23 protein-coding genes are annotated in these 25,536 nt (G+C 70.7%); 7 read left to right on the top strand and 16 right to left on the bottom strand.

Annotated features, from left to right (window positions below; translation table 11 throughout):
• The 8 genes from E2651_RS12065 to E2651_RS12030 all read right to left on the bottom strand — a co-directional run.
• On the bottom strand, nucleotides 1-3,322 hold a 3,322-nt coding region (locus tag E2651_RS12065; RefSeq protein ID WP_245238756.1), incomplete at its 3' end, for an ABC transporter permease.
• A 110-nt stretch (nucleotides 3,323-3,432) separates the two neighbouring features.
• The gene (locus tag E2651_RS12060) at nucleotides 3,433-4,104 is read right to left on the bottom strand and encodes a potassium-transporting ATPase subunit C (protein WP_209446126.1); all 672 of its coding nucleotides are present in this window, start codon (nucleotides 4,102-4,104) and stop codon (nucleotides 3,433-3,435) included.
• A 24-nt stretch (nucleotides 4,105-4,128) separates the two neighbouring features.
• Nucleotides 4,129-6,276, bottom strand: coding sequence for a potassium-transporting ATPase subunit KdpB (gene kdpB, locus E2651_RS12055; RefSeq protein ID WP_135331078.1), 2,148 nt, complete (start codon nucleotides 6,274-6,276; stop codon nucleotides 4,129-4,131).
• Nucleotides 6,273-7,937: a potassium-transporting ATPase subunit KdpA gene (kdpA, locus tag E2651_RS12050; protein ID WP_135331077.1), complete on the bottom strand. Its 1,665-nt coding sequence runs from the start codon at nucleotides 7,935-7,937 to the stop codon at nucleotides 6,273-6,275. Before kdpA ends, kdpB begins: the two co-directional genes overlap by 4 nt.
• An 8-nt stretch (nucleotides 7,938-7,945) precedes the next feature.
• Nucleotides 7,946-8,035 (bottom strand): K(+)-transporting ATPase subunit F, encoded by a 90-nt coding sequence (gene kdpF / locus E2651_RS12045; RefSeq protein WP_033264828.1) that lies wholly within the window; start codon nucleotides 8,033-8,035, stop codon nucleotides 7,946-7,948.
• A 321-nt stretch (nucleotides 8,036-8,356) separates the two neighbouring features.
• On the bottom strand, nucleotides 8,357-9,115 hold the full coding sequence (locus tag E2651_RS12040; protein WP_135331076.1) for a DUF3710 domain-containing protein: 759 nt from the start codon (nucleotides 9,113-9,115) through the stop codon (nucleotides 8,357-8,359).
• Between the two features lies 1 nt (nucleotide 9,116).
• Nucleotides 9,117-9,653, bottom strand: a complete 537-nt coding sequence (gene dut, locus E2651_RS12035; protein ID WP_135331075.1) for a dUTP diphosphatase — start codon at nucleotides 9,651-9,653, stop codon at nucleotides 9,117-9,119.
• Nucleotides 9,650-10,234, bottom strand: coding sequence for a PaaI family thioesterase (locus tag E2651_RS12030; RefSeq protein WP_135331074.1), 585 nt, complete (start codon nucleotides 10,232-10,234; stop codon nucleotides 9,650-9,652). Before E2651_RS12030 ends, dut begins: the two co-directional genes overlap by 4 nt.
• Nucleotides 10,235-10,292: 58 nt before the next feature.
• Between E2651_RS12030 and E2651_RS12025 the strand changes: the two genes are divergently transcribed.
• Complete coding sequence (locus E2651_RS12025; RefSeq protein ID WP_135331073.1) at nucleotides 10,293-10,739, top strand: DUF3093 domain-containing protein; 447 nt, start codon at nucleotides 10,293-10,295, stop codon at nucleotides 10,737-10,739.
• A 51-nt stretch (nucleotides 10,740-10,790) separates the two neighbouring features.
• Here the strand turns inward: E2651_RS12025 and E2651_RS12020 are convergent, their stop codons facing one another.
• The 4 genes from E2651_RS12020 to E2651_RS12005 all read right to left on the bottom strand — a co-directional run bounded on the left by E2651_RS12020 (nucleotide 10,791) and on the right by E2651_RS12005 (nucleotide 14,332).
• A complete protein-coding gene (locus E2651_RS12020; RefSeq protein ID WP_135331072.1) occupies nucleotides 10,791-11,735 on the bottom strand; it encodes a hypothetical protein in 945 nt (314 codons plus the stop codon).
• A gap of 13 nt (nucleotides 11,736-11,748) precedes the next feature.
• Nucleotides 11,749-12,045 carry a DUF4193 domain-containing protein gene (locus E2651_RS12015; protein WP_055544889.1) on the bottom strand — a complete coding sequence of 99 codons (297 nt, stop codon included), beginning with the start codon at nucleotides 12,043-12,045 and terminating at the stop codon, nucleotides 11,749-11,751.
• A 394-nt stretch (nucleotides 12,046-12,439) separates the two neighbouring features.
• Entirely contained in the window at nucleotides 12,440-13,672 is a 1,233-nt protein-coding gene (locus E2651_RS12010; RefSeq protein ID WP_135331071.1) for a HAMP domain-containing sensor histidine kinase, read from the bottom strand.
• Between the two features lie 6 nt (nucleotides 13,673-13,678).
• On the bottom strand, nucleotides 13,679-14,332 hold the full coding sequence (locus E2651_RS12005) for a response regulator transcription factor (RefSeq protein WP_135331070.1): 654 nt from the start codon (nucleotides 14,330-14,332) through the stop codon (nucleotides 13,679-13,681).
• A gap of 312 nt (nucleotides 14,333-14,644) precedes the next feature.
• Here E2651_RS12005 and E2651_RS43905 point away from each other — a divergent pair, with 312 nt between their 5' ends.
• Nucleotides 14,645-14,818, top strand: coding sequence for a hypothetical protein (locus E2651_RS43905; protein ID WP_167828776.1), 174 nt, complete (start codon nucleotides 14,645-14,647; stop codon nucleotides 14,816-14,818).
• Nucleotides 14,819-14,918: 100 nt separating this feature from the next.
• Here E2651_RS43905 and E2651_RS12000 read toward each other — a convergent pair whose 3' ends face one another.
• Nucleotides 14,919-15,716 (bottom strand): inositol monophosphatase family protein, encoded by a 798-nt coding sequence (locus tag E2651_RS12000; RefSeq protein WP_135331069.1) that lies wholly within the window; start codon nucleotides 15,714-15,716, stop codon nucleotides 14,919-14,921.
• Nucleotides 15,717-15,726: 10 nt separating this feature from the next.
• Entirely contained in the window at nucleotides 15,727-16,863 is a 1,137-nt protein-coding gene (locus E2651_RS11995; RefSeq protein WP_135331068.1) for a ferrochelatase, read from the bottom strand.
• 167 nt (nucleotides 16,864-17,030) lie between these two features.
• On the opposite strand from E2651_RS11995, the gene E2651_RS11990 reads away from it, so the two are divergent.
• Both E2651_RS11990 and E2651_RS11985 read left to right on the top strand, forming a co-directional pair.
• Nucleotides 17,031-18,281 (top strand): MFS transporter, encoded by a 1,251-nt coding sequence (locus tag E2651_RS11990; RefSeq protein WP_135331067.1) that lies wholly within the window; start codon nucleotides 17,031-17,033, stop codon nucleotides 18,279-18,281.
• The gene (locus E2651_RS11985; RefSeq protein WP_135331066.1) at nucleotides 18,229-19,560 is read left to right on the top strand and encodes a D-arabinono-1,4-lactone oxidase; all 1,332 of its coding nucleotides are present in this window, start codon (nucleotides 18,229-18,231) and stop codon (nucleotides 19,558-19,560) included. Before E2651_RS11990 ends, E2651_RS11985 begins: the two co-directional genes overlap by 53 nt.
• 24 nt (nucleotides 19,561-19,584) lie before the next feature.
• Here the strand turns inward: E2651_RS11985 and E2651_RS11980 are convergent, their stop codons facing one another.
• Entirely contained in the window at nucleotides 19,585-20,757 is a 1,173-nt protein-coding gene (locus E2651_RS11980; RefSeq protein ID WP_209446125.1) for a hypothetical protein, read from the bottom strand.
• Between the two features lie 462 nt (nucleotides 20,758-21,219).
• Here E2651_RS11980 and sepH point away from each other — a divergent pair, with 462 nt between their 5' ends.
• Complete coding sequence (gene sepH, locus E2651_RS11975) at nucleotides 21,220-22,335, top strand: septation protein SepH (RefSeq protein WP_135331065.1); 1,116 nt, start codon at nucleotides 21,220-21,222, stop codon at nucleotides 22,333-22,335.
• A 74-nt stretch (nucleotides 22,336-22,409) separates the two neighbouring features.
• Here the strand turns inward: sepH and E2651_RS11970 are convergent, their stop codons facing one another.
• The gene (locus E2651_RS11970; protein WP_209446124.1) at nucleotides 22,410-23,261 is read right to left on the bottom strand and encodes a sulfurtransferase; all 852 of its coding nucleotides are present in this window, start codon (nucleotides 23,259-23,261) and stop codon (nucleotides 22,410-22,412) included.
• Nucleotides 23,262-23,583: 322 nt separating this feature from the next.
• On the opposite strand from E2651_RS11970, the gene E2651_RS11965 reads away from it, so the two are divergent.
• Nucleotides 23,584-24,402 (top strand): VOC family protein, encoded by an 819-nt coding sequence (locus tag E2651_RS11965; RefSeq protein ID WP_135331063.1) that lies wholly within the window; start codon nucleotides 23,584-23,586, stop codon nucleotides 24,400-24,402.
• Between the two features lie 76 nt (nucleotides 24,403-24,478).
• A complete protein-coding gene (locus E2651_RS11960; protein WP_135331062.1) occupies nucleotides 24,479-25,444 on the top strand; it encodes a helix-turn-helix domain-containing protein in 966 nt (321 codons plus the stop codon).
• Nucleotides 25,445-25,536 lie beyond the last annotated feature (92 nt).

Here is a 25,536-nt window from a genome sequence, read left to right as displayed (position 1 = left end):
GCCCCAGATCCACCCGCGCCACCACCCGCGCCGCCCCGCTCACCACCGCACAGATGACCGTCGTCACGCCCGCCGCCGCCAGGCCGACCCGGCCCCACGGCACCTCCGTGAGCAGGCCGGGGAAGACCGGGTCGCCCTGCGCGTCCACCGTCACCACCGGCATGATCAGCGCGGCGAGCCCCGCTCCGAGAGCCGTGCCCAGGACCGCTGCCGCCCCGGCCAGCGTCAGCTGCTCCGTCCACAGGTACGCGGCGAGCTGTCCCCGCCGTACGCCCAAGGCCCTCAGCAGCGCGAACTCCCGTCTCCTGGCCCGCGCCGAGAGCACCGTGTGCAAGGTGAAGGCGATGACGGCGAACGCCGGTGCCAGTGCGAGGCACAGCACGAGCCCCGCCCGCGCCCCACGCCGCAAGGGGTCCTCGGCGAGCTCCACGCGCGCGTGGGGCACGTCCACGGCCGTGCCGAGGCGAGGCCCGTCCCGCACCGCCTCCCACGCGGCAGTGGCGTCACCCCGCTCCGCCCCCGCCCACCACATGCTCTCCGACCCCGGCAGCGCCCCACTCAGCACCCACTGGGCGGTCATGGCCCGCGAGTCGGCGAGCAGCCGGGGCCGGTCACGCGCGAGGCCCGGCACCGCCGCGATCCGCCCGACGATCTTCAGCCGCGCATCGCCGCCCGTACTCCGCCGCACCGTCACCGTGTCCCCGACCCGCACCGCCCCGGAGTCGAGCAGCGCACGATCGGCGAGCGCGGGCGCGGCAGGGCGCCCCTTGGCACTGTCGGTGCCGAGGCGGACGCTCCACGTCGGGTGCTTGAGCCGCGTATCAGGCCCTCGGAGCACGGCGTCGAGCAGCACACCGGTCTCCTTGGAGCCCTCGCCTGTCCGGTCCGCGCACAGCACCGGACCTGGCGCCTCGCCCACCGCCCCGCGCGGTTCCTCGGCCCCCGGACACCCCGCCCCGTACCGGTCGGGCGCGTCCGCACGCAGGTCGTGCCAGCGAGCCGCCCGGGTGAGACCGGGCACCCGGTCGACGCGGAGCCGGTAGGTGCGCCGTACCGTCTCGCCCACCATGCTCAGGTCGATCTGCAGGATCCGTACGCCACCGCTGCGTACCGGCACCTTCAAGGGAAGCGTCTTGGAGCCACCTTCTTTAAGAAGAGCGGCACTTGAGTGGACGAGACCGTCGTCGTCCTCGAAGAAGACGGTGAGCCGGACGGGCACGGCGCGACCGGGCCCATCGGCCGAAAGCCCCACCCGGAGCGGGAGCCGGCCCTCGGAACGGGCAACCGCGAGCCCATGCGACGGAATCCCCTTCCCCAGCGGCGCGACAAGCTCCCGCAGGGGCCGGTCCGCGAGATCGCCCCGCAGCGAAGGCACCGGACCACGCCCGGTGTTGACCCCCGTGACGGCCACCGCGTCCTGCCCGACATAGCCCTCCGTGGTCACCACGGGAGTGACCGCGGTGACCCCGGGCAGCGCTCCGTATGTCACGCGCCGCGCCCCGGACGGCACGCTCTCGCCCGGCTCGATCCGCAGATCGGCGCCCACCTGGAAGGCGGCCTGGTCCTGGTCCCCCCGGTCAAGAATGGCCAAGGCGGTGCTGCTCAGCCCCGCGACGGCAAGGGCCAGCGTCACCACCAGGGCGGGCCCCGCGTGCCGCGCCGCCCGCCGCCCGATCTGCCACCCGCCGAGCGGCAGCACAAGTCCCTTGCCGCGCCGGGCCAGCGGGTCGATGGCCCGCGTGAGCAGGGGCAGCAGCCGCAGCACAAGGAGCGCGGCCGCGGTGGTCATCACCACGGGCGCGAAGACGAGCACCGGGTCGACGCTGCCACCGCTCACCGGTGACCGGTACTGCCGCAGCTGCAGCCACCCGAGGACCGCCACCGCCGCCAGCGCCCCATCGGCCCCGACCCGCTGCGCCCCCGCGAACCTCCCCACCCGCAGCCGGAGCCGGCTCACCGCCCGCCGGTCCCGCACCGCCCGCGCCGTGGGCAGCAGCACCGCGGCCCCGTGCACCAGGACGGCGAGCCCGGCGGCCACCCATCCGGCGGTGATCGCGGCCGTGTCCGGTACGTCACCGTCCAGCAGCCCGGCCCCTGCGAGCAGCCGCAGCAGCGGCCCGGCGATGAAGGGCGCCGCGACCCCCATCGGCAGGGCGGTCGCCGCCCACTGCACTCCGGCCGACACCACGAGCCGCCGCGTTCCCGCACCCCTCGCGGCGAGCAACGCCAGCTCCGGGCGCCGGTGTTCGGAGAGCTGGCGCCCGGTGAGCACGAGGGCCGCGACCGCGAGGGCGGCAAGCAGCGTGGCGGGGACGTAAAGACCGGCGCGGGCCACGGCGATGGGCGTCGTCAGCCGGTCGACGGCCCTGCGCAGCCCCGCCGACACGGCCAGATCGGCCGCGGGCCCCTTCCCCCGCAGCACCGAAAGGGAGGCATCGCTGCCGCCGAACTGCCGGGCGCGCTCCTCCAAGGGGTCGATGTCACCGAGCCGCAGCCCCCGCACATCGGGCACGCCGAGCCACAACGCCGCGGCGTCCTTCGCGAGCGCCGGCCGCGCCGTGAACGAGCCGCGCGGCACCAGCGCGATGGAGTCGGCCGTCCCGAACGTGCTGCTCAGGCCGGCCCACAGCGCGGGCCCGTGCCCCTCGGTCGCGTAGAGCCCGACCACCCGCATCCGCACCGGCCGCCCACCGGCGCCGCTCACGCGCAGCTCGTCGCCGGTCCGCACCGCGAGTTCGGCCGCGAACGCCTTGGTCAGGACGGTCTCCATGACCTCGGGGCCGGAACCTGAGGAGCCAGAGGAGCCAGAGGAGCCAGAGGAGCCAGAGGAACCTGAGGAGCCATAGGAGCCAGAGGAGCCAGAGGAGCCCGATAAACCCGCAGAGCCGCCGCGCGGCCACCGGCCCGCCACCAGGTCGGCGTGGCGCCGCGCCCCTTCCAGCGCGACCACAGACACGGTGGCGTCCTCGCGGCGGCGCCCCGCGGCCTCGGTCACGGCGAGTTCGTCGTTGCGCGCCGCGGGCGCCCGCAGCGCGAGACGGGTCCGATGGGGTACGTCGCCATAGGTGCGGTCGACCGCGGCCCGCACGTCCGCGTCCCATCGCCGCACAGGGGCGGCCCGGTAGCGCCCGGCCACCTCGACGACGGCCTCCCGGTCCGCGGCGAGCCGCTGCCGCACACCGCCCTCGACCGCGTTCTCGGTCAACGCGGCGAGCGCGGCGAGCACCGTGGCAGCAAGGAGGACCGCGAGCCCGGCGGCCCCGAGCACCATCCCGTGATACCGGCCGCTCCGCACCGCGGCGGGCACGCGCCGTCCGCTCACCGCACCGGTCTCCCCCCGCGTGACCGGCACAGTATGGACGTACGCAAATGTGGCCCGCAACGGTCCGGACGGACCGGATCGCCGCGAGCCACAAGGGAGTTGAGCCGACGTCAGCTCTTGTCGGCGACAAGCTCCTTGAGCGCGATGTTGAGCTGGAGGACATTGACGCGCGGCTCGCCCATGAAGCCGAGGATCCGCCCGTCGACGTGCTCGTCGACCAGCTTCTGGACCTGCTTGACGTCGAGGTGGTTCTTCTCCGCGACCCGGTGGGCCTGCAACTCCGCGTACTCCGGGGAGATGTTCGGGTCCAGGCCGGAGCCGGACGATGTGACGGCCTCGGCCGGTACATCGGACGGTTTGACCTTGAAGTCGGCCGTGGAGTTGTCCTTGACGACGGCGGCCTTGGCGTCCTTCACCTGCTTGATCAGGTCCTTGTTGTCACCGGAGAGGTTGGTGGCGCCGGACAGGATCAGCTTGTACTGCGTGTTGACGCTGTTCTCCCCGAGGCCGTTGGACGGCCGCGGCTGGAACCACTTCAGGTCCGGCTCGGCCGTCTCCTGGCCCCTCTTCAGGGGCAGGTCGTAGCGCTGCCCGATGAGTTCGGAGCCGACGACCCTGCCCTCACTCTTCACCTCCGAGCCGTTGGCCTTGTCGTTGAACAGGCCCTGGGCGATCCCGGTGACCGCGAGCGGGTAGATGGCGCCGCAGATCACGGTCAGGACGAGCAGGGCCCGCAGGCCCGCCCCCAGCAACCGCGCCGTACTAGCCACTGAGTTGTTCATGGTGATCAGCACGCTTTCAAGAAATTACAGCCCGGGGATGAGAGAAATGATCAGGTCAATGATCTTGATACCGATGAACGGGGCGACGAGACCGCCGAGCCCGTAGATCCCGAGGTTGCGCCGCAGCATGCGATCCGCGCTCATCGGCCGGTACCGCACGCCCTTCAGCGCCAGCGGCACCAGAGCGATGATGATCAGCGCGTTGAAGATGACGGCCGAGAGAATCGCCGACTCCGGAGAGGACAGGTTCATGATGTTGAGCTTGTCCAGGCCCGGATAGACCACCGCGAACATCGCCGGAATGATCGCGAAGTACTTCGCGACGTCGTTGGCGATCGAGAACGTCGTCAACGCACCCCGGGTGATCAGCAGTTGCTTGCCGATCTCCACGATCTCGATGAGCTTGGTGGGGTTGGAGTCCAGGTCCACCATGTTCCCGGCCTCCTTGGCGGCCGAGGTGCCGGTGTTCATCGCCACGCCCACATCGGCCTGTGCCAGGGCGGGGGCGTCGTTGGTGCCGTCGCCGGTCATCGCGACGAGCTTGCCGCCGGCCTGCTCGCGCTTGATCAGCGCCATCTTGTCCTCGGGCGTGGCCTCGGCGAGGAAGTCGTCCACGCCCGCCTCGTCCGCGATCGCCTTGGCGGTCAGCGGGTTGTCACCCGTGATCATGACGGTCCTGATGCCCATGCGGCGCAGCTCGTCGAACCGCTCCCGCATGCCCTCCTTGACGACGTCCTTCAGGTGGATGACGCCGAGTACCCGCGCCCCCTTGCCGTCCTCGGCGGCGACAAGGAGTGGTGTGCCACCGGCCTGGGAGATGGTGTCGGTCAGCTCCTGGGCGTCGTCGGAGACCGTGCCGCCGCGCTCGGTGACCCAGGCGACGACCGAACCGGTCGCGCCCTTGCGGACCTTGCGCCCGGCCCCGTTCTCGACGAGGTCGACGCCGGACATCCGGGTCTGCGCGGTGAAGGCAACCCACTCGGCCCCCTCCAACTCGCCCTGGTGTCGCTCGCGAAGCCCGTACTTCTCCTTCGCCAGTACGACGATGGAGCGGCCCTCGGGCGTCTCGTCGGCCAGCGACGAGAGCTGGGCGGCGTCCGCCAGCTCGGCGGCCGTGGTGCCGCGCACCGGCACGAACTCGGCGGCCTGACGGTTGCCCAGCGTGATGGTGCCGGTCTTGTCCAGGAGCAGCGTCGACACGTCACCGGCGGCCTCGACCGCGCGGCCGGACATGGCGAGGACGTTGCGCTGGACCAGGCGGTCCATGCCGGCGATGCCGATGGCCGAGAGCAGGGCGCCGATCGTCGTCGGGATCAGGCACACCAGGAGCGCGGCCAGCACGATCATGGACTGCTCCACACCCGCGTACACGGCGAACGGCTGGAGCGTCACGACCGCGAGCAGGAAGACGATGGTGAGGGACGCGAGCAGGATGTTCAGCGCGATCTCGTTGGGCGTCTTCTGCCGGGCGGCGCCCTCGACCAGGTTGATCATGCGGTCGATGAACGTCTCGCCCGGCTTCGTCGTGATCTTGATGACGATGCGGTCGGAGAGCACCTTCGTGCCGCCCGTGACGGCGGACCGGTCACCGCCCGACTCCCGGATGACCGGGGCCGATTCGCCGGTGATGGCCGACTCGTCGACGCTGGCGACACCCTCGACGACATCACCGTCACCGGGGATGACATCGCCCGCCTCGCACACCACCAGGTCGCCGATGCGCAGCTCCGTGCCCGGCACCTGCTCCTCTGTCGTGCCGGTGAGCCGGCGCGCGACGGTGTCGGTCTTCGCCTTGCGCAGGGTGTCGGCCTGCGCCTTGCCACGGCCCTCGGCCACCGCCTCCGCCAGGTTGGCGAAGATCGTGGTCAGCCACAGCCACACCGCGATCGCCCAGCCGAACCAGTCCCCCGGGTCCTTGACCGCGAGCACGGTGGTGATCACCGAGCCGATCAGGACGACGAACATGACGGGCGACTTGACCATCACCCGCGGGTCGAGCTTCCTCATCGCGTCCGGGAAGGACTTCAGGAGCTGCTTGGGGTCGAACAGACCCCCGCCGACCCGGCCGCCGCCGTCCTTGTGCCCTCCGGGCAGATCCTGGTGCGGCGCACGGGTGGGAGTAGCGGTGGACATGGAGCCGGGCTCCTCTTGCTTCTCAATGTCGGTGGTCATGACGCCAGCCCCTCGGCCAACGGCCCGAGGGCCAGTGCGGGGAAGTAGGTCAGACCGGTGATGATCATGATGGAGCCGACCAACAGGCCGGTGAACAGCGGCTTTTCGGTACGCAGCGTGCCCGCCGTCTCCGGAACGGGCTTCTGCTCGGCGAGCGAACCGGCGAGCGCGAGCACGAACACCATCGGCAGGAACCGGCCGAGGAGCATCGCGATGCCGATCGTGGTGTTGAACCAGTTGGTGTCGGCGCTCAGGCCCGCGAAGGCCGAACCGTTGTTGTTCGCCCCGGACGTGAAGGCGTACAGAATCTCCGAGAAGCCGTGCGCCCCGGAATTCAGCATCGAGTCCTTCGGCGTCGGCAGCGCCATCGACACCGCCGTGAAGCCGAGCACCAGGGCGGGCGTGATGAGGATGTAGCAGGCCGCCAGCTTGATCTCGCGGGTGCCGATCTTCTTGCCCAGGTACTCCGGCGTACGCCCCACCATCAGGCCCGCGATGAACACCGCGATGATCGCCATGATCAGCATGCCGTAGAGCCCCGATCCCGTACCGCCGGGCGCGATCTCGCCGAGCTGCATGCCCAGCAGGTCGATGCCACCGCCGAAACCGGTGTTGGACGAGTGGAAGGAGTTCACCGCACCCGTCGAGGTCAGCGTCGTGGCCACCGAGAAGATCGCCGAACCGCCGATCCCGAACCGCGTCTCCTTGCCCTCCATCGCCCCGCCCGCGACGTCGAACGCCGGGCCGCCGTGGTGGAACTCGGTCCACATCATCAGCGCGGTGAAGCCGATCCAGATCGTCGCCATCGTGGCGAGAATCGCGTACCCCTGCTTGACCGAGCCGACCATCTTGCCGAAGGTCCGCGTCAGCGCGAAGGGGATCACCAGGATCAGGAACACCTCGAAAAGGTTCGAGAAGGCGTTGGGGTTCTCGAAGGGGTGGGCCGAGTTGGCGTTGAAGTAGCCGCCACCGTTGGTGCCCAGCTCCTTGATGACCTCCTGCGAGGCCACCGCCCCGCCGTTCCACTGCTGTTCGCCGCCCATGAACTGGCCGACCCCGTGGATGCCGGAGAAGTTCTGCAGGGCACCACAGGCCACGAGCACGATCGCGCCGATCACCGAGATCGGGATCAGAATGCGTACGACACCACGCACCAGGTCGGCCCAGAAGTTGCCCAACTCCCCCGTACGGGAACGGGCGAAGCCCCGCACCAGCGCGACGGCGACCGCGATGCCCACCGCGGCCGACACGAAGTTCTGCACCGCGAGGCCACCGGTCTGCACGACGTGCCCCATGGCCTGTTCGCCTGAGTACGACTGCCAGTTGGTGTTCGCCACGAACGAGGCCGCCGTGTTGAACGCCTGGTCCGGATCGATCGACTTGAAGCCGAGCGAGCCGGGCAGCGAACCCTGCAGCCGCTGCAGCAGGTAGAGGAAGAGCACACCGACCGCGGAGAAGGCGAGCACGCCGCGCAGATACGCGGGCCAGCGCATCTCGGTGTCGGGGTCGGCGCCGATGGCCTTGTAGATCCACTTCTCGGCACGCAGGTGCTTCTTCGAGCCGTAGACCTTGGCCATGTAATCGCCGAGCGGACGGTATGCCAGGCCCAGCGCCACTATCAGCGCGAGCAACTGGAGCACACCAGCAAGAACGGGGCTCATATCCGTACTCAGAACCTCTCCGGGAACACAAGAGCGAGAACGAGATAGCCCAGCAAGGCGACGGCCACGACAAGACCGACGATGTTTTCGGCAGTCACAGCTTCGTCACCCCCTTGGCGACAAAGGCCACCAGCGCGAATACCGCGATCGTGGTGACGACGAAGGCCACGTCGGCCATCGTGTGCTCCTAGATGAGATTCGGGTTTCCTGACCTCCTGAGCAAACCTCCTCCCTGGCCGAATTCGACCGTCGTTGACGCCTCCCTTACGGCCCTTGGCGCTCCCTTGACGACTCTCTTACGGCTTCCACCGCCGCACCCCCTCCCGCCTGCGAAAACGCCGATGGGCCGCACCCTCAAGGGGTGCGGCCCATCGGCTCGCAACTCATGTCCGGCGCATCTCCGCGCCCCGCGGTACGCCTCAGCGCACCTCGGTGATCTCAGGCCCGCGCGCGAGCTGGCCCATACCGCCCGAGAACCGCGAGCCCTCCTGCTGCTCCTGCTGCACGGCTCCCTCGGCGACCATCTGCGCGTCGTCCGGCAGCTTCAGGACGATCGGGTCACGGGGAGCCATCGGGCCCTCACCGCGCACGACGACCGTGTCCCGGAAGATCTGCTCGAGGAGCCCGGCGGCCTGCGGCTGCACCGCGCCCTGGCCGGAGATGACTCCCCGCAGGAACCACCGCGGGCCGTCGACGCCGATGAAGCGCACGACCTGCACCCCGCCCGTGCCGTCCGGCAGCTGCACCGGGACCTGCGCGCGCAGCTCCCAGCCGAGGGGGCCCTCGACCTCGTCGATCACACCGCCCTGCTGGGTGATGCCGGAAGCGATCTCCTCGCGGACCTCGCCCCAGATCCCCTGCTTCTTGGGGGCGGCGAAGCCCTGCAGCTGGATCGCGCTGTCCTGGAGCACGACGGTCGCCGCGACGATCGCGTCGCCCGCGACCTCCACCCGCAGCTCCATGCCCTCGACACCCGGTACGAAGAGGCCGCCCAGGTCCACCCTGCCCTCTCCGGGCTCACGGACCTCGGAGGCGTCCCAGGGTCCGTCGGGCCGCGGCTCGGGCTCGAGCCTCACACGCTCGGACTGCGCTTCCGCTGCGTCGCCGCTGTCGACGACCTGCTCGGCCTCGCCCGCCGCGTCCTCGGCGGCACTGTCCTTCTTGCGACGTCCGAACACGTCACTGTCCTTCCCGGTCAGATACGACCGATGCGTATCGATTCCCACCCGTTTGTTCACCCGAGCCGGCGCCCACGGCGGCATGGCCGCCGGTGGACCCGAAGCCCCCTTCGGCCCGCGCCGAGTCGGGAAGCTGTGCCACCTCGCGGAAGCGCACCTTCTCGACCTGCTGGACGACCAGTTGGGCGATCCGGTCGAAGCGCTCGAACCGCACACGCTCGCGCGGGTCGAGATTCACCACGATCACCTTGATCTCCCCACGGTACCCGGCATCCACCGTCCCTGGGGCATTCACCAGAGCGACACCGCAGCGGGCGGCGAGGCCGGAGCGCGGGTGCACGAAGGCCGCGTACCCCTCGGGGAGCGCGATGGACACCCCGGTGGGCAGCACCACCCGCTCACCCGGGGCGAGTTCGCACGCCTCGGTGGTCCGCAGATCCGCCCCGGCGTCACCTGGCTGCGCGTAGGCGGGCAGCGGCACTTCGGAGTCGACGCGACGGATCAGGACGTCGAGCTCCGGACGGGGTGCGTAGGTCACGGGTTCACCTCGAAGGCGCGTACACGCCGGATCTGGTCCGGGTCGTCCATGGCGGCCCGGATCTCCTCCGGACGGCCGTTCTCGATGAAGTGGTCGACCTTGACCTCGATGAAGAGGGCGTCGGCGCGGACGGCCACGGGCCCGTCGGGGCCGCCGATCCGGCCGGTGGCCGTGGAGTAGATCTTCCGCCCGGCGACGGCCCTCACCTCGGCCTCCAGGAAGAGCACGGTGCCCACCGGAACGGGCCGTACGAAGTCGGTCTCGAGCCGCCCGGTCACCGCGATCACCCGCAGCAGCCAGTTCAGCGAGCCGAGCGTCTCGTCGAGCGCGGTGGCCAGCACTCCGCCATGGGCGAGTCCCGGTGCGCCCTGGTGCGCCTCCCGGACCGTGAACTCGGCGGTGATGCAGACGCCTTCACCGGCACGTGCCGCGAGATGCAGCCCGTGGGCCTGCCCTTCGCCGCAGCCGAAGCAGTGCTCGTAGTGGGCTCCGATGAGCTCGCCGGGGGCGGGCGCGTCGGGGTGGCGGACGGGCGCTATGGCGTCGGCCGGGGGCGTCAGAGCTGCTGAAATACCACTCACAGCCGCAGACCTTACCCGCGAGTCCAGGCGCACAGCTCATCGTGCCAAGCTGGAGAACATGCAGCCTTACGAAGAACGCCTGACGGCGCCCCGTTCCTGGTGGCTTGTCTCGCTCCTGGTCGGCATCGCGATGGCACTGATCATGCTCCCCTTCGGGACCCTGCCACTGCTCGGCGGCCTGGTCTGCGGGACGGCGGTCGCGGCGGTGGTGACCAGTTCGTACGGCTCTCCCCGCATCCGCGTGATGGCGGACTCCCTGGTCGTCGGCGACGCGAAGATCCCGGTGTCCGCGCTTGGCGAGCCCCAGATCCTCGACGAGGAGGAGGCGCGCGCCTGGCGCGGCCAGAAGGCCGATCCGCGCGCCTACATGCTGCTGCGCGCCTACATCCCGACGGCGCTGCGCGTGGAGATCACGGACCCGCAGGACCCGACCCCGTACGTGTACGTGTCGACGCGGAACCCCGAGGGTCTCGCGGCGGCGCTGACGGCCGTGCGGGCTTCGTAAGGGGCTTCCTGGAGACGGCTCGACGCGAGGCCCTCGCGGGGGCCTCGCGCGTCAGTGCTCCAGCCCCTTGGGCGGCTCGACCGTACGCAGGGCCTCCAAGGGCTTCTCCGGCCCCTCCAGGGTCGGCAGCTCGGGCAGGGCGTCCCAGGGCACCTGCGACTTCCGCAGGTCCGCACGGACCCGCTCAGCCAGCTTCTTGGTGTCACGGCGGTTCATGACCGCCCCGACAGCGGCGCCCACCATGAAGGGCATCAGGTTCGGCAGGTTCCGCACCGTGCGCTTCATGATCTGCTGGCGCAGTTCGCGCTTCATCTGGCCGCCGAGTGCCGCGTTGATCGACGCGGGCTTCGCCACATCGATGCCGCGCTCCTCGGTCCACGCGGTGAGGTAGGCCATGCTGCGCTGTTTCAGGTTGCCCGGCGGACGCACGCCGTAGACCTCGTGGAGTTCGGCGATGAGCTTGAGCTCTATGGCCGCGACGCCGGTGATCTCGGCGGCCAGCTCCGCGGGCATCGCGGGCGGCACGGGCAGCATCGCCGCCGCGCCGACTCCGGCCCCGACCGTGGAGGTCGCGTTGGCCGCGCCGGCGATGAGTTTGTCCGCGAGCTGCTCGGGGCCGAGGCCCGGGAACTGCTTGCGGAGGGTGCCCAGATCGCGGACGGGGACCCGCGGGGCGTTCTCGATGATCCGGTCGGCGAGATAGCCGATGCCGGCCTTGGCGCCGCGCCCGCTCTTGCGCACGCCCGCCATGACTCCGCCGGTGACGGCGGCAACGCGGCGGCCCTTGGACGTATCGGTCCTGGTCCTGGACCTGGACGCCTTGTCGGCCGCCGCCTCGTCGTGTGCCGACTCGATGGCGTTCGTCGGTTCGAGCGAGGCCGTCCCTGTGGGGGAAGAGCCCCGCTCGTCGTCACGTACGCCGTCGGGGACGGCGTTTGCTTCGTCCGCCCCGCGCTTGCGGAAGCGGCGCTTCCTGGGCGGGGTCGAGCCAGTCACGGCCGACCCTGCCCTAGTCGCAGTCGCGGCAGATCGGCTGACCGTTCTTCTCCCTGGCCAGCTGGCTGCGGTGGTGCACCAGGAAGCAGCTCATGCAGGTGAACTCGTCCTGCTGCTTCGGGAGCACCCGAACGGCGAGCTCCTCGTTGGAAAGGTCCGCGCCGGGCAGTTCAAGGCCCTCTGCGGCCTCGAACTCGTCGACGTCGACCGCCGAGGTCGACTTGTCGTTACGCCGAGCCTTCAGCTCCTCGATGCTGTCCTCATTGACGTCATCGTCGGTCTTGCGTGGGGTGTCGTAGTCCGTTGCCATTGTCGCTCTCCCCCTCTGGGTGTCTGCGGTGTCTCAGCGCACGTAACGCGTGAGAGGCCGGACTTGTGCCCGACCTGAGGCGGAGATTTTGCCTCACATCAAGGTCTGTTACTCAATCGACACCCAACCGCACCCCTGAAGAGGTGATCGGTTTGGATGGCGATCGGGACCGTACACGGTCCGAATGTCGCACTTCACAGGCGCCACCCCGTGTACTTCCCGTGATCAAGACCCCCGAAAACCCGGATTTTCCCGGCTTTCCAACGACTTTCACGATCACGGAGAGTAGATGGCCGAATATTCGCCCCTGTGATCGATCACACACGAAATTCCCGGGAACAGGTCCCGAAAATTCCGCGTAAAGCGAACATCGCGGCGCGTCCGCGGCAGCATCTCAGAGGGGCAGGGTGACTCGCATCACGAGCCCACCCCCCTCGCGCGGCTCCGCGATGATACGGCCCCCGTGGGCCCGCGCCACCGACCGGGCGATCGACAGGCCGAGTCCGACGCCCTTGTCGCTGCCCGTGCGCTCCGTCCGCAGCCGCCGGAACGGCTCGAAGAGGTTGTCGATCTCGTACGCCGGGACGACGGGTCCGGTGTTGGACACCACCAGGACCGCCTGGCCGTGCTGGGCCTCCGTGGTGACCTCGACCCAGCCCTCGTCCGGCACGTTGTACCTGACGCCGTTCTGGACGAGGTTCAGGGCGATCCGCTCCAGGAGGACGCCGTTGCCCTGGACGATGGCCAGGCCCCGCTCCCCGCGGATCTCCACGCCCTTGGCGTCGGCCTCCGAGCGCACCTGGTCGACGGCGCGGTCGGCGACCTCGGCGAGGTCGACCGGCTTGCGCTCCACGATCTGGTTGTCGCTGCGGGCGAGCAGCAGCAGGCCCTCCACGAGCTGCTCGCTGCGCTCGTTGGTGGCGAGCAGCGTCTTGCCCAGCTGCTGGAGCTCCGGTGGCGCCGCCGGGTCGGAGAGCTGCACCTCCAGGAGCGTGCGGTTGATAGCCAGCGGTGTGCGCAGCTCGTGCGAGGCGTTGCCGACGAACCGCTGCTGGGCGGTGAAGGCCCGCTCCAGGCGGTCCAGCATGTCGTCGAAGGTGTCCGAGAGCTCCTTCAACTCGTCCTCGGGGCCGTCCAGTTCGATGCGCCGGGACAGGTCCGTGCCGGCCACCCGGCGCGCGGTGCGCGTGATGCGGCCGAGCGGAGACAGGACGCGGCCCGCCATCGCGTACCCGAAGGCGAAAGCGATCACGGCCAGGCCCAGCAGGGCGAGCAGCGAGCGGCTCAGGAGGTTGTCCAGGGCGTGCTGGCGCTGATCGTTGACGCAGGTGTTCATCGCCGCGTTGAACTCGGTCGGCGATGCCTTGTCGGGCAGGTTGCAGACGGTGCTGGTCACCCTGCCCTCGACGATCTTGAACGGCAGGTCACTGCCCACGTTCAGCGCCTGCGCGGCGAGCAGATAGATGATCGAGAGCAGCACGATGCCCGCGATCAGGAACATGCCGCCGTACAGGAGCGTGAGGCGTATACGGATCGTGGGACGCAGCCACGGGAAAGGCACCTCGGCCTTTCTGGGGTCCCAGGTGGGTTTCGGAGGCGCTGCCGGTGGCGCCGGGGTCGCGGCCACCGGGGATCAGATCCGGTAGCCGGAGCCGGGCACCGTCACGATGACGGCGGGCTCGCCGAGCTTCCGCCGCAGCGTCATGACGGTCACCCGGACCACGTTCGTGAACGGGTCCGTGTTCTCGTCCCAGGCCTTCTCCAGGAGCTGCTCCGCGGAGACGACCGCGCCCTCGCTGCGCAGCAGCACTTCGAGGACCGCGAACTCCTTGGGCGCCAGCTGGATCTCCTTGCCGTCGCGGAAGATCTCGCGGCGGTTGGGGTCGAGCTTGATGCCGGCGCGCTCCAGGACGGGCGGCAGCGGCACGCTCGTACGCCGGCCAAGAGCACGCACGCGTGCCGTGAGCTCGCTGAACGCGAAGGGCTTGGGGAGATAGTCGTCGGCGCCGATCTCCAGGCCCTCGACACGGTCGCTGACGTCGCCCGACGCGGTGAGCATCAGGACGCGGGTCGGCATGCCGAGCTCGACGATCTTGCGGCAGACGTCGTCGCCGTGCACGAGCGGGAGGTCCCGGTCGAGCACCACGACGTCGTAGTCGTTGACCCCGATGCGCTCCAGGGCCGCCGCTCCGTCGTACACGACGTCGACGGCCATGGCCTCCCGGCGTAGTCCGGTGGCCACCGCATCGGCGAGCAGCTGCTCGTCCTCGACGACGAGTACGCGCACGGCGCTGTCCTTCCTCTGTGCCCCTGAGGGCAGGTCTGTTCGTGGGTCTGTTCGTGGGGTGTGGCCTCTATCCTGCCCCTTTCGGTCATAAACCGGCTGTAAGGCGGTCTGTCGGCCCGGGAATGCGGGATTTTCTCCGCCGGTTAGGTTTCCGTGGAAGGGAGCCCGGGGAGGACGACCTCACACCCGCGATCACGCTTTGTATGTGGCACGCCACGAACTGCTGTCCCAGCGCGGCGAGAGACGTGATCGCCCCTTCTGAGGGCACACCCCCGTGCCATCGACCCACGACCCAGCCGAGGGGGCGCAACCATGGACGCATTCACCGCAGGACTCCTGCAGCGCATAAAGGCCACGGAGTCCGACCTCACGAAGGCCCGTGAGACAGGCGACGACTTCCTTGCCGAGGTCGAGCAGGCCGAGCTGGAGGACCTCCACCGGCTGGCCGCCGAGCACGGCGTGGAGGTCGGCGCGTTGCGCGCCTGATCCAGCTACGCAAGCGGAATTCAGCTACGAACGCGGAAGGGCCCCGGCATCTGTGGACGAGATGCCGGGGCCCTTCCGTGTGTGTCCGTCGCTCTGCGCGTCAGTCGTGCCAGGCGCCGAGCTCCTCCAGGCGGGCCTGGAGGTCCTCGAAGAGGCCGGGCGGGGCAGCGATCGTCAGCTCGCCCGAAGGGGCCTCTCCGGGGCGTCCACCGGTCAGCGCGCCCGCCTCCCGCGCGACGAGATCACCGGCCGCGAAGTCCCAGGGGTTGAGGCCGCGCTCGTAGTACGCGTCCAGGCGGCCGATCGCCACGTCGCACAGGTCGATGGCAGCCGAACCGCCCCGGCGGATGTCCCTGACCAGCGGGATGAGCTCGCGGGCCACCTCGGCCTGATGGGCGCGGCGCTCGGCGACGTAGCCGAATCCGGTGCCGACCAGGGCCTGTCCGAACGGAGGTGCTGGGCGGGTGTGTGCGGGCTTGTCGTTGACGAAGGCGCCCTCTCCGAGGACCGCCCGGTACGTCTCGCCGCGCATCGGCGCGTACACGACGCCGACGAGCGTCTCGCCGTCCTTGCGGGCCGCGATGGACACCGACCAATCGGGGCGCCCGTACAGGTAGTTGACGGTGCCGTCGATCGGGTCGATCACCCACTGGACACCGCTGCTGCCCTCGGAGCTCGCGCCCTCCTCGCCGAGCACGCCGTCGTCCGGCCTGCGCTCGGCGAAGAAGTCGGTGATCAGCTTCTCGGAGGCGATGTCCATCTCGGTGACGACGTCGACGGCGCTGCTCTTGGTGGCGGCGACGCCCAGATCGTCCGGGCGGCCGTCACGAAGGAAGGCTCCGGCGCGGTGCGCGGCCTCCAGGGCGACGCCGAGGAGTTCTGTCTTCAGGTCGGTCACGTCAACGTCCTTACGCGTACGGGCTGTCGGCGCCCGCGGCCGCGGGCTTCGGGGCGCGTGCCGGGCAGCAGCCGACCGGGCAGAGGTTGTGGCTCGCGCCGAGGGATCCCAGGGCGCAGGGCGTCACGGCCTTGCCGCTCTCGACGGCCGCCCGCTCGATGACGAGTTCCCTGATCGCCCCGGCGAACCGCGGGTCGGCACCCACGGTGGCCGAGCGGCGGACCGGCAGGCCCAGCTCGGCGGCCTTCGCGTCGGCCTCGGTGTCGAGGTCGTACAGGACCTCCATGTGGTCCGAGACGAAGCCGATCGGGACCATCACCACGGCGGGCGCCCCGGCGGCTTGCCGCTCCTCCAGGTGATCACAGATGTCGGGCTCGAGCCACGGGATGTGCGGGGCGCCGCTGCGCGACTGGTAGACGAGCTGCCAGGGGTGCTCGACGCCCGTCTCCGCGCGCACCGCGTCGGCGATGACCCCGGCCACGTCCAGGTGCTCCTTGACGTACGCACCGCCGTCTCCGTGGTCCTCGACGCGCCCCGAGGCGTCGGCGGCCGCGGTCGGGATGGAGTGCGTCGTGAAGGCGAGGTGCGCGCCCTCGCGGACGTCGTCGGGGAGCTCGGCCAGGGACTTCAGGACGCCGTCGATCATGGGGCGGACGAAGCCGGGGTGGTTGAAGTAGTGCCGCAGCTTGTCGACGCGCGGCAGCGCGCTCTTCTCGACGCCCTCGGCCTCCAGGACGGCGAGGGACTCCGCCAGGTTCTCGCGGTACTGCCGGCAGCCCGAGTACGAGGCGTACGCGCTGGTCGCCAGGACGAGCACCCGGCGGTGGCCGTCCCGGACAAGATCGCGCAGGGTGTCGGTCAGGTACGGCGCCCAGTTGCGGTTGCCCCAGTAGACCGGCAGGTCAAGGCCGTGCTCCACGAAGTCCTTGCGCAGGGCGTCGAGCAGGGCGCGGTTCTGGTCGTTGATCGGGCTGACGCCGTCGAACAGGAAGTAGTGCTGCCCCACCTCCTTGAGCCGCTCCTTGGGGATGCCGCGGCCCCGCGTCACGTTCTCCAGGAACGGGACGACGTCGTCGGGGCCTTCGGGGCCGCCGAACGAGAGCAGCAGCAGGGCGTCGTAGGGAGTGGGATCCAGCGCATCGGACATGTCCCCGATCCTGCCACCCGCCACCGACAGCCGGAGAACGGCCTCCGCCGACCGGAAAAACACGGTGCGTTCGGACTCTTCGGAGCCGTAAGCTGTATCGGCCACCTTTACGCCTTACCGGAGCCCCTCCCGCACGGGAGCGGCCCCGGCGCCTCAGCGGAGTCCACGTGCCAAGCCCCTACCGCGCCATCTTCGCCGCCCCCGGCACCAAGGGGTTCTCCACGGCGGGCTTCCTCGGGCGGATGCCGCTGTCGATGATGGGCATCGGCATCGTGACGATGGTGTCCCAGCTCACCGGGCGGTACGGACTCGCGGGCGCGCTCTCGGCGACCGTCGCCCTGTCCGCCGCCGCGATCGGCCCGCAGATCTCCCGCCTCGTCGACCGGCACGGTCAGCGCCGGGTGCTGCGGCCCGCCACCCTGGTGTCCCTGGCCGCGGTCGCCGGGCTGCTGCTGGCCGCGAAGTTCGAGCTCCCGGACTGGACGCTCTTCGTCTTCGCCGCCCTGGTCGGCTGCGTGCCGAGCGTGGGCTCGATGATCAGGGCCCGCTGGGCGGCCATCTACCGGGACACCCCGCAGCTGCACACCGCGTACTCCTTCGAGTCCGTGGTGGACGAGATCTGCTTCATCTTCGGGCCGATCATCTCGATCGGCCTCTCCACGGTGTGGTTCCCCGAGGCCGGGCCTCTCCTCGCCGGGGTCTTCCTCGCCGTCGGGGTCTTCTGGCTGACCGCCCAGCGGGCCACCGAGCCGGTGCCGCATCCGCGGGAGCACCACTCAAAGGGCTCGGCGCTGCGCTCCGGAGGGCTGCAGGTCCTGGTCGCGACCTTCGTGGCGACGGGCGCCATCTTCGGGTCGATCGACGTGGTGACCGTGGCGTACGCCGAGGACCAGGGCCACAAGGCGGCGGCCAGCCTCGTGCTCGCGGTCTACGCGCTCGGCTCCTGCGTGGCGGGAGCGGCCTTCGGGCTCATGCACTTCAAGGGGGCTCCCGCCCCGAGGTGGCTGCTGGGTGTCTGCGCGATGGCCGTGAGTATGATCCCGCTTCAACTGGTCGGGAACCTTCCGTTTCTGGCCGTGGCGTTGTTCATCGCGGGCCTGTCCATCGCGCCGACCATGATCACGACGATGGCCCTCGTCGAACAGCACGTACCACGCGCGAAGCTGACCGAGGGCATGACCTGGGTGAGCACCGGACTCGCGGTCGGCGTCGCGCTCGGCTCGTCCGCGGCCGGCTGGGTCATCGACGCCGCCGGATCGGACGCCGGGTACGGGGTTCCCGGGATCTCCGGGGCCGTCGCGGTGGCGGTCGGGTTCCTGGGGTATCGCCGGCTGAAGAAGCCGGTTCCGCAACGGGGAGGGACCCATGAGCACGGGAACGGGCACGGGCAGCGGGAAGAGCACAGCGGCGTGGCGTAACTGGGCGGGCAACGTCAGCGCGCGGCCGGCCAGGGAGGTCACCCCCGCGTCGGTCGAGGAACTCGCCGCCGAAGTGCGCAGGGCCAAGACGGACGGCCTCAAGGTGAAGCCGGTGGGCACAGGACACTCCTTCACGGCGGCCGCCGCGACCGACGGCGTCCTCGTACGCCCCGAACTCCTCACCGGCATCCGCAAGATCGACCGCGAGGCCGGCACCGTCACCGTGGAAGCGGGCACTCCGCTCAAGCGCCTGAACGCGGCCCTCGCCCGCGAAGGCCTCTCGCTCACGAACATGGGCGACATCATGGAGCAGACGGTCTCCGGAGCGACCAGCACCGGAACCCACGGGACGGGCCGCGAATCGGCGTCGATCTCCGCCCAGATCACGGCACTTGAGCTGGTCACGGCGGACGGCTCGGTCCTCACCTGCTCCGAGAAGGAGAATCCCGAGGTCTTCGCGGCGGCCAGGATCGGCCTCGGCGCGCTCGGCGTGATCAGCGCGATCACCTTCTCCGTAGAGCCCGTCTTCTTCCTCACCGCCCGTGAGGAGCCGATGACCTTCGACAAGGTCACCAGTGAGTTCGACGCGCTCTACGCCGAGAACGAGCACTTCGAGTTCTACTGGTTCCCGCACACCGGCAACTGCACCACCAAGCGCAACAACCGCAGCGCGGGCCCCGCGGCGCCGCCCGGCAAAATCAGCGCCTTCGTAGAGGACGAAATTCTCTCCAACGGCCTCTTCCAGGTGGTCAATTCCCTCGGCAGGGCCGTCCCCGCGACCATCCCGGGCATCGCCAAGATCTCCAGCAAGGCGCTTTCCGCCCGTTCGTACACGGACATCCCCTACAAGGTCTTCACAAGCCCGCGCCGGGTGCGCTTCGTGGAGATGGAGTACGCCGTTCCGCGCGAGGCCCTGGTCGAGACGCTGCGCGAGCTGAAGACGATGGTCGAGCGCTCCGGGCTGCGGATCAGCTTCCCCGTGGAGGTCCGCACGGCGCCCGCCGACGACATCGCGCTCTCCACGGCCTCGGGCAGGGAGAGCGCGTACATCGCCGTACACATGTACCGCGGCACGCCCTACCAGGCGTACTTCACCGCGGCCGAGCGGATCTTCACCGCGCATGAGGGGCGACCGCACTGGGGCAAGATCCACACGCGCGACGCCGACTACTTCGCGCAGGCCTATCCGCGCTTCGGGGAGTTCACCGCCCTGCGCGACCGACTGGATCCGGACCGCCTGTTCGGCAACGACTACCTGCGTCGGGTCCTGGGCGACTGAAGTCCTGGGCGGCTGAACCGCCGCCTACGGATTGGGGGTCTCCCCCTGCTGCTGTGCGTCACTTCCGTCCCCGCTGTCGCCGGTCTCGGTCGGCGTCGGGGTCGGGGTGGGCGTCGGCGTGGGCGTCGGGTCCGTCTTCGAACCCTCGTCTCCGGAGTCGGTGCCCGAGTCCGTGTCCTGGTCCGGATCCGTCTTCGACCCGGAGTCCGAGTCGCCGCCGTTGTCCGGCGTCTGCGAGTCGGCGCCGTCCGGGTCCGGCGACGTGCCGTCGTCGTTCTGTGAACCTTCACCCGAACCCGTGGAAGCGCCGTCCGACGGCTGATCGGAGGGATCGGTCGAGGGCGTGGAGGGCTTCTTCGGCGAGGAGTTGTTGCCCGTGACGCCGTTGCTGATCGTGGTGCCGCTCCCCCCGCTGAAGTCCTCGCCGGAGACGAGCTCGTACGTGGTGATCCCCGCCATCGACACGCCGAAGACCAGCGCGGCCGCGACCAACGGCCGCTTCCAGCTCCGGACTTGCGTGCGATGGGTCGTGCCGTCGGTGAACTCGTCCTGCGGGAGCGGAGGTTCGACCGGCGCGGCGGGAACCACCTGACGCAGCACCCGCGTCACATCGTCTCCCGGCACCACCTGCGTCGCGTCGACCGCGCCGAGCAGCTGGGTCCTCTCGGCGTCGGCGTCCGCCACGGGAAGCACCGTCGTACGGTCGGCGTGACCGGCGGCAGGAAGCACCGTCGTACGGCCAGCGTGACCGGCGGCAGGAAGCACCGTCGTACGGTCGGCGTGACCGGCGGCAGGAAGCACCGTGGTGGCCTCCGCGTCGGCGGCTCTCCCCCACGTCGTGGTGACCGGCCCCGTACCGGAAACAGCCCCCGTGGAAGCCGATGCCCTGAAGGTGTCCGCGACCGGCGCCCCCGTGCCATCGGTCACCGGGACCTGATGTCCCTTCGGCTTGGCCTGCACCGCGACGTCGCGTATCTGCTCGCCCGTGCGCCGGAAGAAGTGCTGGAAGACCGTGCCGCCACAGGTCGCGACCGCGCTCACCACACCGGCGCCGAGGATCGTGCCGTAGACGCCGAAACTCGATGCGAGCTTCGCCGCCACGACCGCGGCCACGGCGCTTCCCGCCACCTGCGGCACGCTCAGGTCGAGGCGCCGCTTCTCCTTCGGCTCCACGTCGGCTTCCGGCTTTTCACCCATCTCCGAACCTTGCCTCCCTTTCTCGACTGACTGCACGAGAAAGGGACGTATGGGCGAAGTCGTTAGTTCCGTTTCTGGTGATTCCGTGAAGTGCGCCACTCGCACACCACCCCGCCCGGGTATGCCGAGGCGCCAACTCCCGCCCCCCGCGAGAAGTTCGGCGGCGCGGCGGACCACCCGCGTGGCCCGAATGGAGTACTGTTGCGAGCCCTGGGTCCGGTCTCCCACCTGGGTGCCCGGAGCCTTCCAGGACCGCCGGGAGGGGGCTCGCTGCACAGGGTGACCAAACTGGTCACTTAGCGTTGCGAAAAGGTAACCGTGCCATAACGGCGCCCCAGGGCCCATGCCCGACACGCCGGGCAACTCGGCAAGGTTGTGGCAGGCTGCACCCGGGCAGGCCACACTCGACTAGCGGAAGCAGCGACGCACGTGACGTCGGCAGGCACCACCCGGGAGGTCCCGATGCCCGAACTGCGTGTCGTGGCCGTCAGCAACGACGGCACACGGCTGGTGCTGAAGGCTGCGGACAGCACGGAGTACACGCTTCCGATCGACGAGCGGCTGCGCGCCGCGGTGCGTGGCGACCGTCCGCGCCTCGGCCAGATCGAGATCGAGGTGGAGAGCCACCTCCGCCCCCGCGACATCCAGGCACGGATACGTGCCGGTGCCAGCGCGGAGGAAGTCGCCTCGCTCGCCGGAATCCCCGTCGATCGCGTCCGCCGCTTCGAAGGACCCGTGCTCGCGGAGCGCGCCTTCATGGCGGAGCGGGCCCGGAAAACCCCCGTGCGCCGCCCCGGCGAGAACACCGGTCCCCAGCTCGGCGAGGCCGTCTCGGAGCGGCTGTTGCTGCGCGGCGCCGACAAGGACACCGTCCAGTGGGACTCCTGGCGCCGCGACGACGGCACCTGGGAGGTCCTGCTCGTCTACCGCGTGGCGACCGAACCGCACTCCGCGAGCTGGACGTACGACCCGCCCCGGCGGCTCGTCCAGGCCGTGGACGACGAGGCCCGCTCGCTGATCGGCGAGACCGACGACATCGCCGCGCCCGAGCCCAGCTTCCCGTTCGTGCCGCGCATCGCCAGGCTGCCCCGCGACAGGCCGTCGCTCGACCGGCCGCTCGACCGCCCCATGGACCGCGCCCTGGACCGGCAGTTGGAGCGCCCGAGCGTGCCGGGGCCGTCCCCGGAGCCCCCCGAGGAGAGCACGGCCACCGCCGCGACGGCGTCCGTCTCCGAAGCGGAGCGCGACTCGCTCACCAGCCTCCTGGAGGCGGTGCCCAGCTTCCGGGGCGACATGGTCGTGCCGGAGCGCCCCGCACCCTCGACGACGGAGCTCCCGCCGGCGGCGGAGGAATCCGAGCAGGACCCGGAGGCCGAGGAGGCCCCGGCGGCGTCCGCAGGCGCGGGTTCCGCGTACGCGGATGTCCTGATGCCGCGCTCGGTGGCCAGCCACCGCGACCGCCTCGTCGGCTCCACGGACCGTCAGGCGGAGGCCGACGGCGTCCGTCCCGGCCGTCGCGCGGCGGTGCCGTCCTGGGACGAGATCGTCTTCGGCACGCGCCGCAAGAAGCAGGAGTAGTTCCTCGTAGCACGTCTCGTAGTACGCGTCGGGGCCCCGCACCGTTCAGGTGCGGGGCCCCGACGACGTTCCGGCTACTGCGGGTCCGGGCCCTTGGCCACCGGGCGGGACTCGTCCGACGACCACTCCGACCAGGAGCCGACGTACAGCGAGGCCGGGATGCCCGCCACCGCGAGCGCGAGCACCTCGTGCGCGCCGGAGACGCCCGAGCCGCAGTACACGCCCACCTCGGAAGTGCCGGACGCGCCCAGGGAGTTGAAGCGTTCCGCGAGGTCGGCGGCGGGCCTGAAAGTGCCGTCCGCCGTGACGTTCTCCGTGGTCGGCGCGGAGACCGCGCCCGGAATGTGGCCGCCCACGCGGTCGATCGGCTCGACGTCACCGCGGTAGCGCTCGGCCGCGCGGGCGTCCAGGAGGAGGCCGGAGCGGGCCAGCGCCGCCGCGGCGTCGGCGTCGAGGAGGTCCGTGGTGTTGGTGACGGGCGCGAAGGTTCCCTCGGCCGGGTGCTCATCGCCCGGCTCCAGCGTCCCGGTCCACGCGGCGAGCCCGCCGTCAAGGACACGCACCGAGGGATGACCCGTCCAGCGCAGCAGCCACCAGGCGCGTGCCGCGGCCCAGCCCTGACCCCCGTCGTACACAACGACGTCCCGGTCCGCCGAGACCCCGGCCGCCCGCATCACCGCTCCGAAGTGCTCCACGTCCGGCAGCGGATGCCGCCCCGCGGAGCCGGCCTTTCCCGCGAGATCGGCGTCGAGGTCGACGAAGACGGCGCCCGGGATGTGCCCTGCCCGGTACTCGGCCCGCCCGTCGAAGGCGGGGGCACCCGCCGCCTTGGCCATGCTGAGCTGCCAGCGGATGTCGAGCAGCACTGGCGGGTTCTCGCCCGTCAGGTCACTCGCGAGTTCGGATGCGGAGATGATGGCATTCATGGGCACCATCCTTGCGTACGGGGTGGCCGCATCGCCCGGGTCCGGCTACCCTGCTCCGCCGGACGACCGCCGAACACGCGGCGTACGGACCCGAGCACGCCGTGTGCAGCCGATCGACACCACCGGGCAATCACGCGTTAACGGATGAGAAACGGCGAACCGGGCATTCTCCGCGCGGAGCCGCGGCACGACGGCGCGGCCGGGACGCGCGGCGACACCGGTGGTGCGAGCATCTGCACGGGCGGGCAAACGCGCCGGATAGATACGCGCGTTCGAGAGCGGAGCCGAGCGGCCACCACGACGGGCCGAGGAGAGAGTGACGATGACGGAGGCACGGGGGTCGACGGGCCAGCGTGACGGCGCGGGGGCCGTCCGCCGCACGCCCGGCACGCCCTGCTGGGTGAGCCTGATGGCGCACGGTCTGGCCACGACCCAGGAGTTCTACGGAGCGTTGTTCGGCTGGCAGTTCCGGCCTGGACCCGGGCAGCTCGGGCCCTACGTGCGGGCGCTGCTCGACGGCCGCGAGGTCGCCGGGATCGGCCAGCTGCCGCCCGACCACCATCTGCCGATCGCCTGGACGCCCTATCTGGCGTCGGACGACGTGGACGCCACCGCCGAGTCGGTGCGGCACTGCTGCGGCACCATCGGCGTCGGCCCGCTGGACGCGGGCCCGGCAGGACGCCTCGCCATCGCGGTCGACCCGGCCGGTGCGGTGTTCGGGATCTGGCAGGCGGCCGAGCATCTGGGCGCCGCGGTCGTCGGGGAGCCCGGCGCGCCCGCCTGGAACGAGCTGGTGACCCCGGAGACGGCGGGTGTCTTGAAGTTCTATCAAGCCGTTTTCGGCTACGAGGAAGAGGCAGTGGTCTCGGCCGACTTCGACTATGTGACGCTCCAGGTCGACGGCCGGCCCGTCGCCTCGGTGCACGGCGTGGGCCAGGCGCTGCCGCAGGACAAGGGCGCGCACTGGATGACGTACTTCGAAGTCGCCGATGTGGACGAGTCGGTGGACCGGCTCACCGAACTCGGCGGCCATGTCATCAAGCCCGCGCGGGTCGGCACCCACGGACGGGTGGCGACGGTCGCCGACCCGGAGGGCGCGGTCTTCACCCTCGTACGGTCGGACCTGCGACCGGAGTCCTGACGCGGGGGCGCCGCGATTCCTGAACCGCGGCACCTAGGCTGTAACGCAATACCGCCGCCGGAATCGAGAGCTGACCATGTCCACGCGCCGGGACTCTGGTCCGCACCGCGTCACTGTCCTGGTGCTCGAGGGTGCCAAGCCGCTCGATGTCGGGATTCCCGCGCAGGTGTTCACGACCCGCCCGAGCATGCCGTACGAGGTACGGGTGTGCGGCGCGACGCCCGGCCTGGTCAGCGGCGGGGACGGCCTCTCGTACTCCGTCGCCCACGGTCTCGAGGCGCTGACATGGGCCGACCTCGTCTTCGTCCCCGGCTACCGCTTCCCCGACCGGGACGATCCGCCGCGGGCCGTGCTCGACGCCCTGGTCGCCGCCCACGCGCGCGGGGCGCGGCTCGCCGCCATCTCGACCGGCGCCTTCGCGCTCGCCGCCACCGGACTGCTCGACGGCAGACGCGCCACCACCCACTGGCACTACGCCCGCGCGCTGCAGGCGAAGTACCCCCTGGTGAAGGTCGACGAGAACGTGCTGTTCGTCGACGAGGGTGCCGTGCTGACGTCGGCCGGCGCCGCCTCGGGCATCGACCTGTGTCTGCACATCTTGCGCGGTGAACTCGGAGTGGCCGCCTCCAACCACACCGCACGCCGCCTGGTCGCCGCCCCCTATCGCAGCGGAGGCCAGGTGCAGTACGTGCCGCGCAGCGTGCCCGAGCCACGCGGCGAGCGGTTCGCCGCGACCCGCGAGTGGGCCCTGCACCGGCTCGCCGAACCGCTCACCCTGGACGTGCTGGCCCGGCGCGCGGCGGTCTCCCCCCGCACGTTCTCGCGGCGCTTCGTCAAGGAGACCGGCTACACCCCGATGCAGTGGGTGATGCGCGCCCGCATCGACACCGCCCGTGAACTGCTCGAACGCTCGGAGCGCAGCGTCGAGCAGATCGCCGCGGATGTCGGCCTGGGCACCAGCGCCAATCTGCGCCGGCACTTCCAGCGCATCCTCGGCACCACACCGAACGACTACCGGCGCACCTTCACGCAGGGCAGCTGAAGGCTGTCCTGATCCTTGCGGATCGTGGCGATCGAGCCGCTGGCACGGGCTCGGACCGCATGCGAATCTCACAACGAACCGAAGGGACACCA

The organism is Streptomyces sp. MZ04 (genome assembly GCF_004684775.1).
Classification (GTDB): Bacteria; Actinomycetota; Actinomycetes; order Streptomycetales; family Streptomycetaceae; genus Streptomyces.
This window is presented reverse-complemented; position numbering and strand designations above follow the sequence as displayed.

Excerpts from the sequence above, each read along its gene's own strand:
- E2651_RS12060 (WP_209446126.1), bottom strand. The coding sequence starts at position 4,104 with ATGAACAACTCAGTGGCTAGTACGGCGCGGTTGCTGGGGGCGGGCCTG.
- kdpB (WP_135331078.1), bottom strand. The coding sequence starts at position 6,276 with ATGACCACCGACATTGAGAAGCAAGAGGAGCCCGGCTCCATGTCCACC.
- kdpA (WP_135331077.1), bottom strand. The coding sequence starts at position 7,937 with ATGAGCCCCGTTCTTGCTGGTGTGCTCCAGTTGCTCGCGCTGATAGTG.
- E2651_RS12025 (WP_135331073.1), top strand. The coding sequence starts at position 10,293 with ATGCAGCCTTACGAAGAACGCCTGACGGCGCCCCGTTCCTGGTGGCTT.
- E2651_RS12015 (WP_055544889.1), bottom strand. The coding sequence starts at position 12,045 with ATGGCAACGGACTACGACACCCCACGCAAGACCGACGATGACGTCAAT.
- E2651_RS43905 (WP_167828776.1), top strand. The coding sequence starts at position 14,645 with ATGGACGCATTCACCGCAGGACTCCTGCAGCGCATAAAGGCCACGGAG.
- E2651_RS11995 (WP_135331068.1), bottom strand. The coding sequence starts at position 16,863 with ATGTCCGATGCGCTGGATCCCACTCCCTACGACGCCCTGCTGCTGCTC.
- E2651_RS11985 (WP_135331066.1), top strand. The coding sequence starts at position 18,229 with ATGAGCACGGGAACGGGCACGGGCAGCGGGAAGAGCACAGCGGCGTGG.
- E2651_RS11980 (WP_209446125.1), bottom strand. The coding sequence starts at position 20,757 with ATGGGTGAAAAGCCGGAAGCCGACGTGGAGCCGAAGGAGAAGCGGCGC.
- sepH (WP_135331065.1), top strand. The coding sequence starts at position 21,220 with ATGCCCGAACTGCGTGTCGTGGCCGTCAGCAACGACGGCACACGGCTG.
- E2651_RS11970 (WP_209446124.1), bottom strand. The coding sequence starts at position 23,261 with ATGAATGCCATCATCTCCGCATCCGAACTCGCGAGTGACCTGACGGGC.
- E2651_RS11965 (WP_135331063.1), top strand. The coding sequence starts at position 23,584 with ATGACGGAGGCACGGGGGTCGACGGGCCAGCGTGACGGCGCGGGGGCC.
- E2651_RS11960 (WP_135331062.1), top strand. The coding sequence starts at position 24,479 with ATGTCCACGCGCCGGGACTCTGGTCCGCACCGCGTCACTGTCCTGGTG.